The organism is Neobacillus drentensis, assembly GCF_036965645.1.
Classification (GTDB): domain Bacteria; phylum Bacillota; class Bacilli; order Bacillales; family Cytobacillaceae; genus Neobacillus; species Neobacillus drentensis_D.
In genome coordinates this window covers 1-15,267 of the sequence record NZ_JBALPZ010000059.1, presented here as the reverse complement: position 1 = coordinate 15,267, position 15,267 = coordinate 1, and the positions used below count along the sequence as shown (strand labels likewise).

Genomic DNA, 15,267 nt, shown 5'->3' with positions numbered 1-15,267 from the left:
GTGCTTGTCGCCGATAGGCGGGCGCCTTGCGCTTTTCTTGTAACAGGGGGAGATTTCGGAATATGTCAGTTTTACGGGACGAAGCATTACAGATGCATAAAGAACATCAAGGAAAGCTTGCGGTAACTTCTAAGGTTCCACTACAAAATGCAAAGGATTTAAGTTTAGCTTACTCTCCTGGTGTTGCAGAACCTTGTGTAGAGATTTATAAGGATGAGAGTAAGGTATATGATTACACAATCAAGGGGAATCTCATTGCGGTTGTAACAAACGGAACAGCGGTACTTGGTCTTGGAAATATCGGCCCCAAGGCTGCTATGCCAGTAATGGAAGGGAAGGCCGTGTTATTTAAATCCTTTGCGAATATAGATGCGTTTCCTATTTGTTTAGATACTACTGATACAAAAGAAATTGTAGAAACGGTAAAATTATTGGAGCCTACCTTTGGAGGGATAAACTTAGAAGATATTGCTGCACCTCAATGCTTTGAAATTGAAGCTCAACTGCGGAGCATTTGTGATATCCCTGTTTTCCATGATGACCAGCATGGTACGGCTATTGTAACAGCTGCTGGATTAATCAATGCTCTTAAACTAGCCAATAAGAAGCTAGAGGATATTCGTGTCGTGGTAAACGGTTCTGGTGCAGCAGGAGTGGCAATTGTAAAGCTTTTGCTTCGTATGGGAGTAAAAGATGTCATTCTATGTGATACACAAGGAGTCATCTATAAGGGGCGGCCATTTGGAATGAATGATTTCAAAAAGGAAATGGCAGAGGTTACGAACAAGGAGCAAAAACAAGGAATGTTGGCCGATGCTCTTGTTGGTGCTGACGTGTTTGTAGGAGTTTCAGCAGCAGGTGCTGTAACGAAAGAAATGGTTCGCACGATGAAGAGTGATCCGATTATTTTTGCTATGGCCAACCCGGTACCTGAGATTATGCCGGAAGAAGCAAAACAAGCAGGAGCATTGGTAGTAGGTACCGGAAGGTCGGACTATCCTAATCAGATCAATAATGTTTTAGCGTTTCCAGGGATTTTCCGCGGAGCACTAGATGTTCGAGCAAAAGAAATTAATGAGGAAATGAAGGTTGCGGCTGTCCATGCGATTGCTGGATTAATTATAGAGGAAGAACTGAATGCCGATTATGTTATCCCAAATCCTTTTGACCAGAGAGTAGCAGCACATGTTGCAGAAGCTGTTGCTTCCACTGCAATGAAAACAGGTGTTTCAAGAAAGATGGGCGTTTTGATTTAGTGATATATAGTCTTGGGGGCTTTTTATATTAAAATATTTTCATGAAATGTAAGCCCCACTCTTATAAATCCGGGACGGTTCTCCTGCTCTAGAAGCGATAGAACCGTCCCTTTGTTTAGTTTCGATTTTCCGTAGGGGCCGTTTGAAATGAACCGGTCACCGTATATTTGCTGGAGACCGCATGGACCCGGTAATAGTATTTTGTATCAGGTTTTAATCCGATAAATTCTACACTTACGATAAAATCATGTTTATCATCGGCGTGGCTCGTTTTGACAATGGGATCATTCTTAAATTGGCTATCCGTTGAAATTTGAAATTGAACGCTTGCATCTCCATTAGTCCCGGCCCATAAAACCGCTGATGAGTCGGTTATATCCCCCTTGGCAACTTCGTGTGAAATAAACGGCTTCTCCAGTAAATCCACAAGCTGGTCAGTGTTATTGGTAAATTGACCGTCCACTCCGAGTGAAAGCAAGGAAGCCATATGGCTCTGAGAATTGACGGTCCATGGATGGACCAGAAGGTAATTCTGATGTGCCGCCTTTATTAACTTCCGACTCACAAGCTCCTTAAAAGGACCTACACCCGCTGCATATTCCGAGACTCGCTTGAATTCTTGGTACACATTTTTTCCTGCCAGCATCCCTTTTTTATAAAGTTGAATCAGTTTTACATGTGGGGCGAATTGTTTCAATTTTCGAAGACTCTGTTCACTGAAGGATTCGAGGAAAAGCCTCCGGTCATCAAGGACGTTGGTTTTGTTTAAGATTTCTATTACTTTCTCTTCCATTCCTGGATAAGCACTCGGCGACTTTGTTTCGATATAAAGACCGACTTTTCCGTTTCCATACTTTTGGACACATTCAATGACTTCCTCAAGGGTTGGGACATGTTGTCTTGTGTATTCGGTTCTTGCTTGATCTGGATAGGCTCTATTAAACCATGACCCTGCATCTAAACGACTGATCTCTTCTATCGAAAAATCCTTAACTCGCCATGGGGCGCGGTCAGGAAAGAGTTCCTTAGCATTGGTCGTTCTCGACAGTGTCTCATCATGCATGGCAATCAACTGGCCGTCCTTGGTCATTTGCAAATCAATCTCTACATAATCCGCCTTCATCATTATCGCCTGCTTATAGGCAGCTAGTGTATTTTCCGGTCCGTAGGCAGACGCCCCGCGATGAGCAATAACCATTACCTCAGTGGTTATTGGACGTAAATTCATTTGTCTATATTTAACTTCTGTGGTTGGAAGTGACTGTGCCAAACCGGAATAGGGAGCTGCTGTCATAGACAGACAAATAAGACCGGCAAGCAAGCTTTTCTTCATTACTAACCCAACTCCTATCAAAAAAGGGACTGTTTTTATATTAAATCAATAAAAATAGAATTATTTTCCATGAAAAAATACCTAAAAGAGCAAAGTATCAGGAATAGTATTTTACCCTATAAAAGCATGTATTATTAGGGCAATGGTTGGGTATCAGCTAGAAAATTCCGTTGAAAAGTAAGGAAAATAGCGCGGTTTTATAGGTACAAACTATTATTGACAGCGCTTTCATACAAATTTATATTTAAAATATTAAAAATTTACAATATTTTTAATATTAAAAGTGAGGTGGATGATCATGAAAAAAAGAAGAGTTATTGTAACATTGCTTGTTCTTTGTAGTTTCTTTCTCACAACCACAACAACCAGTTTTGCGGAAGGTGTACAACAACCAACTTACCCAAAGTACACGAAAAACGCAACCATCACTTGGTGGACGTGGACAGCAAATCCCGACAAAGTTATTGCAGCTTTTAACAAAGAGTATCCGAACATTAAAGTGGATCACCCGTTAATTGGAAGTGGAAACGCGGAGTATAACAAATTAACCACTGCTATTAAAGCAGGCGCAGGGGCCCCAGATGTTGTCCAGATTGAGTACCAGTACATCCCTAAGTTTGTTGATACAGGTGGAATTTTGGACATATCAAATTATGTAAAACCATACGAATCCTACTTCCAGCCTTGGACATGGAACCAGGTAAAACAAGGCAGCAAGATTTACGCCATTCCAGAAGATATCGGGCCCTTGGCATTACTTTATCGGCCAGATATATTTAAAAAATATAATTTAGCTATTCCAAAAACTTGGAATGAATTTGCAAAAGAAGCTGAAAAATTACACAAGCAGAATCCGGATATGTATATGTCTTACTTCCCGGTTAACGACGGTGGATTTATTACAGGTTTACTGTGGCAGGCCGGCGCCAGACCATTCACGAAAACATCTAAGGGATGGGAGATTAATTTAAATAGTCCTGAAGCAAAGAAAGTGATAAATTTTTGGGGGGATTTAATCAAAAAAGGGGTTGTCCATGCAACAAATGATTGGAATCCACAATGGCAAAGCAACATCGGTAAGGGATTGTATGCTTCAGTATCGGGTGCCGCTTGGTCTCCAACATACATGATCCAACCGTATGTGAAGAAGGGAACCGATAACTGGAATGCAGCTGATATTCCTCAATGGGAGGCAAATGGGGAATTCGTTGACGGTAACTGGGGCGGGTCAACCAATGCCGTAACCACACAATCGAAATATCCTGAAGCGGCTGCACTTTTTGCGGCTTGGATTAATACGAGTGCTGCTGCTGAAAAGCTAGATGTTACTGACACAACTAAGGGCGGACGGGGCCAGGTACCAGGGAATAAATATGGCATCCAACAATCAGAGATGAATGCGCCTAATCCAGCTCTTAAAAATCAAATTTCTGGTCCTATCTATTCGAAAGCAGCTGCATCTGTTGATACTTCCTACCAATGGAGCCCGTGGACGGATTATGTGTACAACCAAATGACAATTGAATTTACAAAAGCAGCAGCAGGAGAACAATCATGGGATCAAGCGCTTGATAATTTGCAAAATGAAGTGACTGTTTTTGCAAAATCTGCGGGGTATAAAATCGTTTCTAAGGAGGCACAGAGCTCATCTAAACAACCTCTATCCGCTCTTAGTACGCCTGCCCTACCTGTTGTCATTGTCTTAGCCGCTATTGCGCTGATTATTTGGTTCTTTAAGAGAAGACAATCATCCTTAGAAATAGAACTGTAAGAAAGTACTGGTTAAAGGAAGCTATTAATAAAATGCAGAAACGCGAGGGATGGTAATGGTAAAAATTCGACGTGTTCCCTATATATTTCTTACACCTTTTCTGATCTTGTTTGCTCTATTCTTTGTTTTTCCTTTTCTTTATTCACTTATATTGAGCTTGTTCGTTAATATCCAAGGGAAGTACCACTTTGTTGGTTTGACCAACTATCTAACTGCCTGGGAGGATAAAAGCTTCTGGTATGCTGTTTACCGTGTTGCCTACTATGGGGTGGTACAAGTTACGATTATGCTAGTTTTGGCTTTAGTACTAGCTCTATTTTTAGATAGCCGATTTGTTAAAAACAAAGCTGTATTTCGTGTGATATATTTCTTGCCATATGCGGTACCAGGTGTGATCGCCGCAATTATGTGGGGGTTTCTGTATTCCCCTGATCTTAACCCTATTTTAAGTATTTTTGGAATTTTTACAGGCGGAAAACCACTTAATTTATTGGATTCAGGAACTGTCTTGTATGGGATTATGAACATGGCAACATGGGCATGGACCGGATATAATATGACCATCTATTTTGCAAGTCTCACTTCTATTCCGATCGAACTGTACGATGCTGCAAAGATTGATGGCTGTAATGAGTTCCAGACAGCATGGCATATAAAACTTCCGCTCCTGAAGCAGGTCATCGTCATGACCACCGTTTTATCAATCATTGGTTCACTCCAATTATTTAATGAACCATATGTGCTTTCTTCTCTGACAAGTATTCCGGCTACTTTTACACCAAATATGGATATCTATAATATGGCGTTTGCCTATGGGAATTTTACTTACTCTGCCACCCTATCCATTACCTTGGTTCTCATTACCTTTATTGCCTCCTTATTGTTTATGTATGCCACTTCTGAACGAACAACAGCTAAGAAGGAGAGAGTTAGAAATACAATCAATAGTCATTCAACGGTGAGTTCGTCGACACTGTCCTATACAGGAGAAGGAGAGAAGACTATATGAGCCTAAAATCGAATTCCTTTACTACCACTAATCTCCAACGGGAGAATCATAGCAAATCCAAAAAAGAGAGAATATCCACTTCATTCTCGATGATTCTGATGATTGTAATGGCTGCTTACTTTTTATTTCCGCTTTATTGGCTGCTAGTCGCGATGACCAAAAGTACGAATCAATTATTTACTACATCGATGCTCGCTTTTCCTGAGCATTTAAACCTTATGGCTAATCTAAAGTGGTTAAATTCTTATCAAGATGGGATGTTTTGGCGCTGGGTTTTAAACTCAGTCATCTATGCCGTAGGTGCAGGCCTATTGGGAACTTTAGTAAGTTCGATGGCAGGTTATTCTTTGGCTAAATATGTGTTTAAGGGGAAAAATTTCTTAACTATTGCTGTTTTAGGATCCTTAATGATTCCAGGAGCTGCACTGGCGATACCTGTCTTTTTGATGATTAAATCGCTGGGTCTTATCAATACCTACGCTGGCGTCCTGTTACCAATGATTGTGAATCCATTTGGTGTCTATTTCATGATGGTCTTTATCAAGGAATCCATGCCGAATGAACTGATTGACTCTGGGAGAGTCGATGGGGCAAGCGATTACGGGATATTTTTTCGAATTGCTCTTCCTATTATTCGTCCCGGTCTTGTGACACTCTTTCTAATCACTTTTATAGGGTCTTGGAATAACTTTTTCTTACCATTAGTTCTATTAAATAAAACAAGCCTTTATCCTTTAACAGTAGGATTGCAAATCTGGACGGCTAACTTAAATGCGGCAGGGACAGGACAACCATTATATCCGTTAATTTTAATCGGATCCTTCCTCTCCATTTTGCCTATGTTGATCATGTTCCCGATCCTCAGGAAACATATTGTTTCAGGGATCGCTATGGGAGGGGTTAAATCCTAATTATCAAAAGGAGGTCATTGAGTGGGGTTGAAAGAATTAATCTTTAGATAGAAATAATAAAGAGAAAGGATAAAACTAATGGATAAATCACTTAAATCAAATACATTTGCTCTTGGAGCTTGTTATTATCCCGAACATTGGCCAGAAAGCTTATGGGAAAAGGATTTTCAGAGAATGAAAGAAATGGGGTTCTCAGTAGTTAGGTTAGCCGAATTTGCCTGGTCCATTTTTGAACCAAAAGAAGGAGAATTTTCATTTAATTTCTTCGATAGAGTCATAGATTTAGCGCACAGTTTCGGGATAAAAGTGATTCTTGGAACTCCTACGGCCACACCTCCAGCATGGCTAACGAGTAAGTACCCTGAAGTGTTGAATGTCTCACAGGAAGGTGTCCAATATCAACACGGTCAGCGCCGTCATTACAATTATAACTCACCAATTTATCTAGAACTCTGTGCGAGAATTGCGACGAAAATGGCTGAACATTATAAAGATCATCCAGCAGTAATAGGGTGGCAAATTGATAATGAACTGAACTGTGAAATGAATGTGTTTTATTCTGAGGCCGACCATCAGGCATTTCGAAGCTGGGTAAAAAATAAATACGGATCGTTGACTGAGTTAAATCAACGCTGGGGAACGGTTTTTTGGAATCAGAGTTATACAGAATGGAGTCAGGTTCACTTAACACGACCAACGGTGAGTGATTCTCCTAATCCTCACCAAGCACTGGATGAGAAGCGCTTTTTCTCAGATAGTGCGATCGCGTTTGCTAAAAATCAGGTGGATATTATTCGTAAGCTTGCACCAAATCAGTGGATTACGACTAATGGTCTTTTTGGCCACTTAGATAACCATAAGCTGGCCGATAAATATCTTGATTTTATTTCTTATGATTCATATCCACAATTTAGCACAATCTATCCGGATAAAGGGCCAAATCCATTGTTAGACCGAAAATGGAGCTGGAATTTAAGTGTCGCACGAAGCATCTCATCCAATTTTTGCATTATGGAACAGCAATCAGGTCCTGGCGGCTGGGTAAATCGGATGGATATGCCGGCACCAAAACCAGGACAGCTCAGGTTGTGGACCTATCAATCTATCGCACACGGTGTTGACATGCTGCTATATTTTAGGTGGCGGACAGCAGCCTTTGGAACTGAAATCTATTGGCACGGAATTCATAATTACGACAATCGTAAAAACCGCCGTGTTTTAGAAGCTGAACAAGTGGGGAAAGAGCTGGGAATGATCGGGGAGGAGATTGCTGGCTCCAAATATCAAGCGGATGTAGCGATTGTTAAAGACTATGACAATGAATGGGATGGAGAGTTAGATCGTTGGCATGGTCCTTTCAATTCCCAGAGTGAGATGGCTTGGTTTAAGGTCCTTCAACGGCGTCATATCCCAGTTGATGCGTTATTTCTAACTGAGAGCTCGACTGTAGAGGATCTTTTAAAATATAAGCTGCTTGTTTACCCTCATCCAGCCGTTATGCCGGAAGAGAAAGCGAACTTACTAAAAGACTACGTAAATCGAGGTGGTAAGATCGTATTTGGCTGCAGGACAGGTTATAAAGATGTTTCGGGTCATTGTTATTTAACACCAATGCCAGGGCCGGTTGCCGAGCTTTGTGGTGTAACTGTCGATGACTTTACGATGATTGGTCCCAACGAGGCACCACCTAAAATTACAATTCAGGGTGTAGATGCTCAACAAGAGATTTTTGCAGAATCTTTCAACGATATACTACATGTGGATTCGGATCAGGCTGAGGTTCTGGGGACTTATTCAAATGCCTATTATGATGGACAGCCTGGGCTTGTAAAAAACACTTTTGGAAATGGAGATGTCTATTATTACGGAGCTGTTTTTAACCAGGAGATCGTAAATCTTTTAGTAGATAGAATTCAGATTTATTCACCTGTTTCAGATGTACTGAAGCTTCCAGAAGACGTCGAACTCGCTATTCGTAAACATATAGACACTGAAAAGGCCCTAATATATTTGTTAAACTATAGTAAAGACCCAAAAGAAATCACCATGTACAAACCTATAAAAGAAAAATTAACAGGGCAAACTCTTATTGGAAACATAGCTATGGAAGGCTATGGAGTTATGATCCTTGAAAGGTAAGCAAGGGGACGGTTCTCTTGCTTTTTTTTTGTGGAAACAAGGCTTGAATTATGAAGGTTTCCGAGCTTACACCATTTGACAAAAGCTCAATTAACCAATAGTATCACTAGTAATTCAAACTTCATTACAGGAGAGATACAAATGAAAGTTTATGTAGATGCAGATGCCTGTCCAGTAAAAGATATTATTATTTCTGAAGGAAGGAATGCCCACATCCCTGTGATCCTTGTGACAAGCTTTTCTCATTTTTCCAGTGCGGAGCAGCCATCCGGTGTGGAAACCATTTATGTGGATTCTGGTGCAGATGCTGCCGATTATCGGATAATGAAGTTAGCAGAAACGGGAGATATTATTGTGACGCAAGATTATGGACTTGCCTCGCTAGGATTAGCAAAAGGATGTGTAGTCCTCCATCATAAAGGGTTCAGCTATACAAACGAAAATATTGACCAATTATTACAAACACGTTATTTAAGTGCAATGGCTCGAAAAAGCGGCAAGCGGACAAAGGGCCCCAAGCCTTTAACGGAAGAAGATAGGGAGCAATTTAGGAGGCTTTTTAAACAAGTTATCCCGCATTATGAATGAAACATGGGGACGGTTCTCATGCTTAAAAATAAGCAAGAGAACCGTCCCTTTATTATGTGGAGCAGGGGAAAAGCTTAACCCATAGTATACTTTTTAGCACTATGTAAAAAAAAAGTGCGTACTTTTAATATAATATCATACATTGTATACTTGCAATTGTTCAGCGACAAGGAGCATCATCAATCCCTACTGCTGGTACAGATAATATCCGATAAGAAAATATTACTGTAAAGGTACTTTTACACTTTGGAGATATTATTACTGTACGACAATCTATAAAAGTTATTAGGAGTGAATATAGATGGAATTACAATTAGCTTTAGATTTAGTAAATATTCCAGAAGCAATTGCGTTGGTAAAAGAAGTGGAGGAGCACATTGATATCGTAGAAATCGGTACGCCGGTTGTGATCAATGAAGGTCTCCATGCAGTAAAGGCTATAAAAGAAGCATTCCCTAATTTAAAAGTATTAGCAGACCTTAAGATCATGGATGCTGCTGGTTATGAAGTGATGAAAGCTTCTGAAGCAGGTGCAGATATCATCACTATTCTTGGAACTGCTGAAGATATGTCTATTAAAGGTGCTGTAGAACAAGCGAAAATACAAGGTAAAAAAATCCTTGTCGATATGATTGCAGTAAAAGACCTTGCTGGACGTGCTAAAGAAGTGGATGCAATGGGTGTAGATTATATTTGTGTGCACACTGGCTACGATCTTCAAGCAATTGGCAAAAACTCTTTTGAGGATCTTCAAACCATCAAAAGTGTTGTAAAAAATGCAAAAACGGCCATCGCAGGCGGTATTAAATTAGAAACACTTCCTGAAGTCGTTAAAGTACAACCAGACCTTGTCATTGTAGGTGGCGGTATTACTGGACAAGCTGATAAAAAAGCTGCTGCTGCTAAAATGCAACAAATGATCAATTAAGGGTAATGAACAGCATGAATACGACTCAATATTTAGCTGAAATTATAAAAGAGTTATATCGATCCGTAAACTTAATTTCGGACGATGAAGCTGAAAAATTAGTAAATGGAATACTTGAATCAAAGAAAGTCTTTGTTGCCGGCGCAGGTAGATCTGGATTTATGGCTAAATCTTTCGCAATGCGAATGATGCACATGGGTATAGATGCCTATGTTATAGGCGAAACGGTAACCTCTAACTTTGAAAAAGATGACATATTGATCATCGGATCTGGTTCTGGAGAAACAAAAAGCTTAGTTTCCATGGCTGAAAAAGCAAAAAGTATAGGTGGGACGATAGCAGCTGTAACTATTTTCCCTGAGTCAACTATTGGAAAATTAGCTGATATCACCATTAAATTATCTGGATCACCAAAAGATCAGTCCAAAGGTGATTATACAACCATTCAGCCAATGGGCTCATTATTTGAACAAACACTTTTAGTATTCTACGACGCAGTCATTCTGAGGTTCATGGAGAAAAAGGGTTTGGATACCGATAAGATGTATGGTAGACATGCCAATTTAGAATAAAGAAATCTAACTAGTAAAGACCGCAAACTATTCCAATGAAAGATTGTGGTCTTTCTGTTAGTATTCAATTACTTCAATTTTTTATTATTTAAATGCTTTTTATTTTTTATAGGAGTGATAAAATGAGTTCTTTAAATGGAAAAACTGCTCTAATTACTGGAGCAGGAAGAGGTATTGGACGAGCTACTGCTATCGCCTTAGCAAAAGAAGGAGTTAATATCGGAATGATTGGATTGAACATGACCAATCTTGAAAAGGTATCTGCTGAACTAGAACAATTTGACGTAATAGTATCAGCTGCAACAGCAGATGTTACTGACCTCGAATCAGTTACTCATGCTCTTGAACATATTAAATCGGACCTAGGACCGATTGATATCTTAATCAACAATGCAGGTACTGCTAAATTTGGCGGTTTTCTTGATTTAACTCCTGAAGAATGGGAAAAAATCATCCAAGTAAACTTAATGGGTGTATATAATGTAACAAGAGTTTTATTACCTGGCATGATTGAAAGAAAATCAGGTGATATCATCAATATCTCTTCATCTGCTGGCCAAAAAGGTGCTCCTGTAACAAGTGCTTATAGTGCTTCTAAATTTGCTGTTTTAGGACTAACAGAATCACTCATGCTGGAAGTAAGAAAGCATAATATCCGTGTAACAGCTTTAACACCAAGTACGGTCGTAACAGATTTGGCAATTGATACAAACCTTGTTAGTGGCAATGAAGAAAATGTTATGCACCCAGAAGACCTGGCTGAATTAATCGTAGCCGGATTAAAACTTAATCCAAGAGTATTCGTAAAAACTGCGGGACTATGGTCAACAAATCCATAAAGAAACATAAGCAGATCCATTGGATCTGCTTGCTTTTTGTAAAGGCCTTATTTACATCTTCATGCTGATGTTCTTTTAAATAATGATAGATTTTATTTATGGTCCCTTGCAAGAACATAATCTCACTCCTCCAAGTCAATATATGTCAGTTTAACCCTAAAACAAGGTACAAATTGCACAATCTTTATACCTTCTTTTTATAAAAATTTATTCAATAATAGATCGAAAAAGCTCTCGTTTGAATAAAGATTATTCAAAACGGGAGCTTTCAATGTGAAAGTAAATGGACGTGTGAGAAGAACTGCTATAGAGTATTCTAAGAAGAAAAAGCTTGTGCTGCTATACCAAAGGATTTGCTTCCTAGTGAGCTTTTTGAATATGTGGCTGGTGCCTTTACAGGTGCTAATCTGAAAGGAAGCATAGGGAAGTTTGAATTGGCGAATAAGGGAACACTTTTCCTGGATGAATTAGGTGATATGCCTCTGGATTCACAAGTACAACTGCTTCGTGTGATTCAGGAGCAAGAAATTATCCGAATCGGGGATAAAACACGTATCCCTATTGATGTTCGCGTCATTGCAGCGACCATTAAAAATCTTCCTGAAGAAATATCGGTGGGAAAATTTCGTAAGGATTCTTTATTACCGGCTTAATGTTTTTCACATTGAATTACCAGCATTCCGTCATCGTTCAGAAGGTGTTCCATTACTAGCTGAAAATTTTGTGCAATAGTTTACCATTAAGAAACACCACGGTCCATCCCATCTAACTGACGAAGCTATGGAAATATTAAGAAATTATTCTTGGCCTGGAAATATTCGTGAGTTGGAGAATGCGATGGAATATGCCAATTTTTCAGCCAACGGTATCATTACCCCTGAGAGTCTACCAAAACATATCCATAAACAACAGACCTTAGCTATTAATACGGTGAAAATAAATCCCGTCAATCAGGCTGAATTAGACTGGATTAAACAAGCGTTAAAACGCTCACAGATGAACGTCACGGATGCAACGAAAGAATTAAACATGAGCCGCAGCACCCTTTATCGAAAATTAAAAAAATTGGGTTTTGATATCAAAAATCTAAAGTAACAAAAAGGAGGCCTTTCTAAAGCCTCCTTTTTGTTATTGTATGAAATTTTTCTTATACATAATCTCCCACTTCAAATAGCCCGCAATTAGGTCAAAGTTTAATATAATACTGGTAACGGAACTCTAGGCACATCTGATTTAAAAAGGGAATTGGACGAATCCAATTCCCTTAGAGTGGTAACGTAATAATATTTGTAGAATTAATTTCGAATCAGATAATCAAACGCACCTAATGCAGCAGTCGCACCTGATCCCATCGAAATAATAATCTGCTTATATGGGCTATTTGTACAGTCTCCGGCAGCAAATACTCCAGGGATGCTTGTTGCACCATGATTATCGACAACAATCTCACCCATGCGAGTACGTTCAAGTGTTCCCTCTAACCAGTCTGTATTTGGTACAAGTCCGATTTGAACAAAGATTCCTTGCAATTCAATGTGATGCTCTGAACCTGTTTCACGGTCAATATATGAAATGCCGTTTACTTTGTCAGTTCCGGTAATTTCTTTTGTTTGAGCATTCTTGACAACCGTCACATTTGGCAGGCTGTAAAGACGGTCCTGCAGGACAGAATCAGCTTTCAGTTCTGGCGCAAACTCAAGAACGGTAACATGTTTTACAATACCTGCAAGGTCAATTGCTGCTTCAATACCGGAATTACCTCCGCCAATAACAGCAACGTCTTTTCCGGCAAACAATGGACCATCACAGTGCGGGCAGTAAGCAACCCCTTTGTTCTTGAACTCTGCTTCGCCAGGGACACCAACATTACGCCAGCGGGCACCTGTTGAAAGAATGACGGTTTTACTTTTTAAAATCGCACCGTTTTCGAGTTCGACAGCAATATAGTCCTTTTTCTCTAAACGTTTCGCACGCTGTAAATTCATGACATCGACATTGTACTCTTTAACATGTTCCTCAAGACTTGCAGCAAGTTTAGGGCCTTCTGTATACTTCGTACCGATAAAGTTCTCAATGCCGAGGGTATCCATGATCTGGCCGCCAAAACGTTCGGCCACAATACCAGTACGGATTCCTTTCCGCGCTGCATAGATCGCTGCACTTGCACCAGCAGGGCCGCCCCCAATAACAAGTACATCAAATGGTTCCTTATCAGAAAGCTCTGATGCATCCGAACCACTGCCCATCTTGGCGAGGATTTCCTCAAGTGTCATCCGGCCGCTGCCAAATGATTCTCCATTTAAGAATACAGTTGGTACAGCCATAATGCCTTTGCTCTCAACCTCTTCCTTAAACGCACCACCATCGATCATCGTATGTGTGATGTTTGGGTTCAAATTGCTCATTACGTTTAGAGCTTGTACCACATCAGGACAGTTGTGACAGGTTAAGCTGATGTAAGATTCGAAATGAAATTCACCTTTGATATTTTTAACCTGATCAATAAGCTTTTGATCCACTTTAGGAGCTCGTCCGCTCACTTGTAATAAAGCTAATACTAATGAAGTGAATTCATGTCCAAGAGGAACACCAGCGAAAGTGATCCCAGTGTCTTCGCCAATCCGATTCACACTGAAGCTTGGAGTTCTTTCTAATTCAGTCTTCTCTACTTTAATATGAGAAGACATGTTGGCTAATTCGTCAACTAAAGCTAGTGTGTCACGAGAAACGTCATCGGAACCAGCGCTGACTTTAAGCAGTACATCACCCTCCATTAGTTGAAGATATTGGGCTAACTGTGCTTTTATGTCTTTATCTAATATCATTAATCTCTCACTCCTTAAATTTTTCCTGCGAGTCAGTTGATAATTTTGTTAATAATAATAATTATAATTCTATAATCATTATCATATAAAACTAATTATCAGTCAAGTGAAAAATACCTATATCTTTCGACTTAAAAAGAAGAGTGATGCAGTAGATTCATAATAATCGTTTTCATTATGTACTGAAAAAGGGAATTGGAAGCTTCCAATTCCCTTAGAATTTAAAACGTACTGCTTAGATTTTACCTACAAGGTCAAGGCTTGGCTTAAGTGTTTCTCCGCCTTCTTGCCATTTAGCTGGGCAAACTTCACCTGGATTGTTACGTACGTATTGTGCTGCTTTAATCTTGTTTACAATCGTGCTTGCGTCACGGCCAATGCCATCTGCATTGATTTCCATAGCTTGAACTTTACCATCTGGATCGATGATGAAAGTACCACGCTGTGCAAGACCTTCTTCTTCATCTAGAACATCAAAGATGCGGGAAATCTTTTGATTAGGGTCACCAACCATAACATATTCAATTTTGCTGATTGCTGGTGAATGATCATGCCATGCTTTATGAGTGAAGTGAGTATCTGTAGATACAGAGTAAACTTCCACACCAAGATCTTTTAATGTTGCATATTGGTTTTGAAGGTCTTCTAACTCAGTAGGGCATACAAATGTGAAATCTGCTGGGTAAAAGCAAACAACATTCCATTTGCCTTTGAAGTTTTGTTCAGATACAGTGATAAAATCACCGTTATGGTAAGCTTGTGCTGTGAATGCTTGTACTTCTTTTCCGATTAATGACATAATCAAATTCCTCCTAGATATGATTTGATAGTTTTTTGTAAACTATAATAATTCTAATTCAATAAGTATTATCATATACAACTGATTGCATTGTCAAGTAGAATCACTCAACTTCTTGTCAGTAATAGCAATGCAGGAATGTTTATGAAGTTGGATATATTGGAATCACTAAGTAAATTTCATTGTAATCCAACATTACTTAATCAAATGATTCTCTATTATTCATTATAATTCTCATTTAGATTTTTGTCCTTTTCTTTGATTTATCGTTAATAAGATTCTCATTTAATTATCCTC

14 protein-coding genes are annotated in these 15,267 nt (G+C 39.4%); 11 read left to right on the top strand and 3 right to left on the bottom strand.

Annotated elements, in window-relative coordinates:
- Window positions 1-62: 62 nt before the first annotated feature.
- Complete coding sequence (locus tag V7266_RS12480) at window positions 63-1,256, top strand: NAD(P)-dependent malic enzyme (RefSeq protein ID WP_335468210.1); 1,194 nt, start codon at window positions 63-65, stop codon at window positions 1,254-1,256.
- 115 nt (window positions 1,257-1,371) lie between these two features.
- Here V7266_RS12480 and V7266_RS12475 read toward each other — a convergent pair whose 3' ends face one another.
- Window positions 1,372-2,589: a glycerophosphodiester phosphodiesterase gene (locus tag V7266_RS12475; RefSeq protein WP_335468209.1), complete on the bottom strand. Its 1,218-nt coding sequence runs from the start codon at window positions 2,587-2,589 to the stop codon at window positions 1,372-1,374.
- 298 nt (window positions 2,590-2,887) lie between these two features.
- On the opposite strand from V7266_RS12475, the gene V7266_RS12470 reads away from it, so the two are divergent.
- The 10 genes from V7266_RS12470 (at window position 2,888) to V7266_RS12425 (ending at window position 12,441) form a co-directional block, all read left to right on the top strand.
- Window positions 2,888-4,360, top strand: coding sequence for an ABC transporter substrate-binding protein (locus V7266_RS12470; RefSeq protein WP_335468208.1), 1,473 nt, complete (start codon window positions 2,888-2,890; stop codon window positions 4,358-4,360).
- Between the two features lie 55 nt (window positions 4,361-4,415).
- Window positions 4,416-5,369 carry a carbohydrate ABC transporter permease gene (locus V7266_RS12465; RefSeq protein WP_335468207.1) on the top strand — a complete coding sequence of 318 codons (954 nt, stop codon included), beginning with the start codon at window positions 4,416-4,418 and terminating at the stop codon, window positions 5,367-5,369.
- Window positions 5,366-6,280 carry a carbohydrate ABC transporter permease gene (locus V7266_RS12460; protein WP_335468206.1) on the top strand — a complete coding sequence of 305 codons (915 nt, stop codon included), beginning with the start codon at window positions 5,366-5,368 and terminating at the stop codon, window positions 6,278-6,280. The genes V7266_RS12465 and V7266_RS12460 overlap by 4 nt, the downstream gene beginning before the upstream one ends.
- A gap of 78 nt (window positions 6,281-6,358) precedes the next feature.
- Window positions 6,359-8,419, top strand: coding sequence for a beta-galactosidase (locus tag V7266_RS12455; RefSeq protein ID WP_335468205.1), 2,061 nt, complete (start codon window positions 6,359-6,361; stop codon window positions 8,417-8,419).
- Between the two features lie 141 nt (window positions 8,420-8,560).
- On the top strand, window positions 8,561-9,007 hold the full coding sequence (locus V7266_RS12450) for a YaiI/YqxD family protein (RefSeq protein ID WP_335468204.1): 447 nt from the start codon (window positions 8,561-8,563) through the stop codon (window positions 9,005-9,007).
- Window positions 9,008-9,308: 301 nt separating this feature from the next.
- On the top strand, window positions 9,309-9,935 hold the full coding sequence (gene hxlA / locus V7266_RS12445; RefSeq protein WP_335468203.1) for a 3-hexulose-6-phosphate synthase: 627 nt from the start codon (window positions 9,309-9,311) through the stop codon (window positions 9,933-9,935).
- Between the two features lie 14 nt (window positions 9,936-9,949).
- Window positions 9,950-10,507 carry a 6-phospho-3-hexuloisomerase gene (gene hxlB / locus V7266_RS12440; protein ID WP_335468202.1) on the top strand — a complete coding sequence of 186 codons (558 nt, stop codon included), beginning with the start codon at window positions 9,950-9,952 and terminating at the stop codon, window positions 10,505-10,507.
- A gap of 122 nt (window positions 10,508-10,629) precedes the next feature.
- A complete protein-coding gene (locus tag V7266_RS12435) occupies window positions 10,630-11,346 on the top strand; it encodes a 3-ketoacyl-ACP reductase (protein WP_335468201.1) in 717 nt (238 codons plus the stop codon).
- A 380-nt stretch (window positions 11,347-11,726) separates the two neighbouring features.
- Entirely contained in the window at window positions 11,727-11,999 is a 273-nt protein-coding gene (locus V7266_RS12430) for a sigma 54-interacting transcriptional regulator (protein WP_420491392.1), read from the top strand.
- Between the two features lie 184 nt (window positions 12,000-12,183).
- Window positions 12,184-12,441 (top strand): helix-turn-helix domain-containing protein, encoded by a 258-nt coding sequence (locus V7266_RS12425; protein ID WP_335468200.1) that lies wholly within the window; start codon window positions 12,184-12,186, stop codon window positions 12,439-12,441.
- A gap of 200 nt (window positions 12,442-12,641) precedes the next feature.
- Here the strand turns inward: V7266_RS12425 and ahpF are convergent, their stop codons facing one another.
- Complete coding sequence (ahpF, locus tag V7266_RS12420; RefSeq protein WP_335468199.1) at window positions 12,642-14,171, bottom strand: alkyl hydroperoxide reductase subunit F; 1,530 nt, start codon at window positions 14,169-14,171, stop codon at window positions 12,642-12,644.
- Window positions 14,172-14,406: 235 nt separating this feature from the next.
- On the bottom strand, window positions 14,407-14,970 hold the full coding sequence (gene ahpC / locus V7266_RS12415) for an alkyl hydroperoxide reductase subunit C (protein WP_335468198.1): 564 nt from the start codon (window positions 14,968-14,970) through the stop codon (window positions 14,407-14,409).
- Window positions 14,971-15,267: the final 297 nt, after the last annotated feature.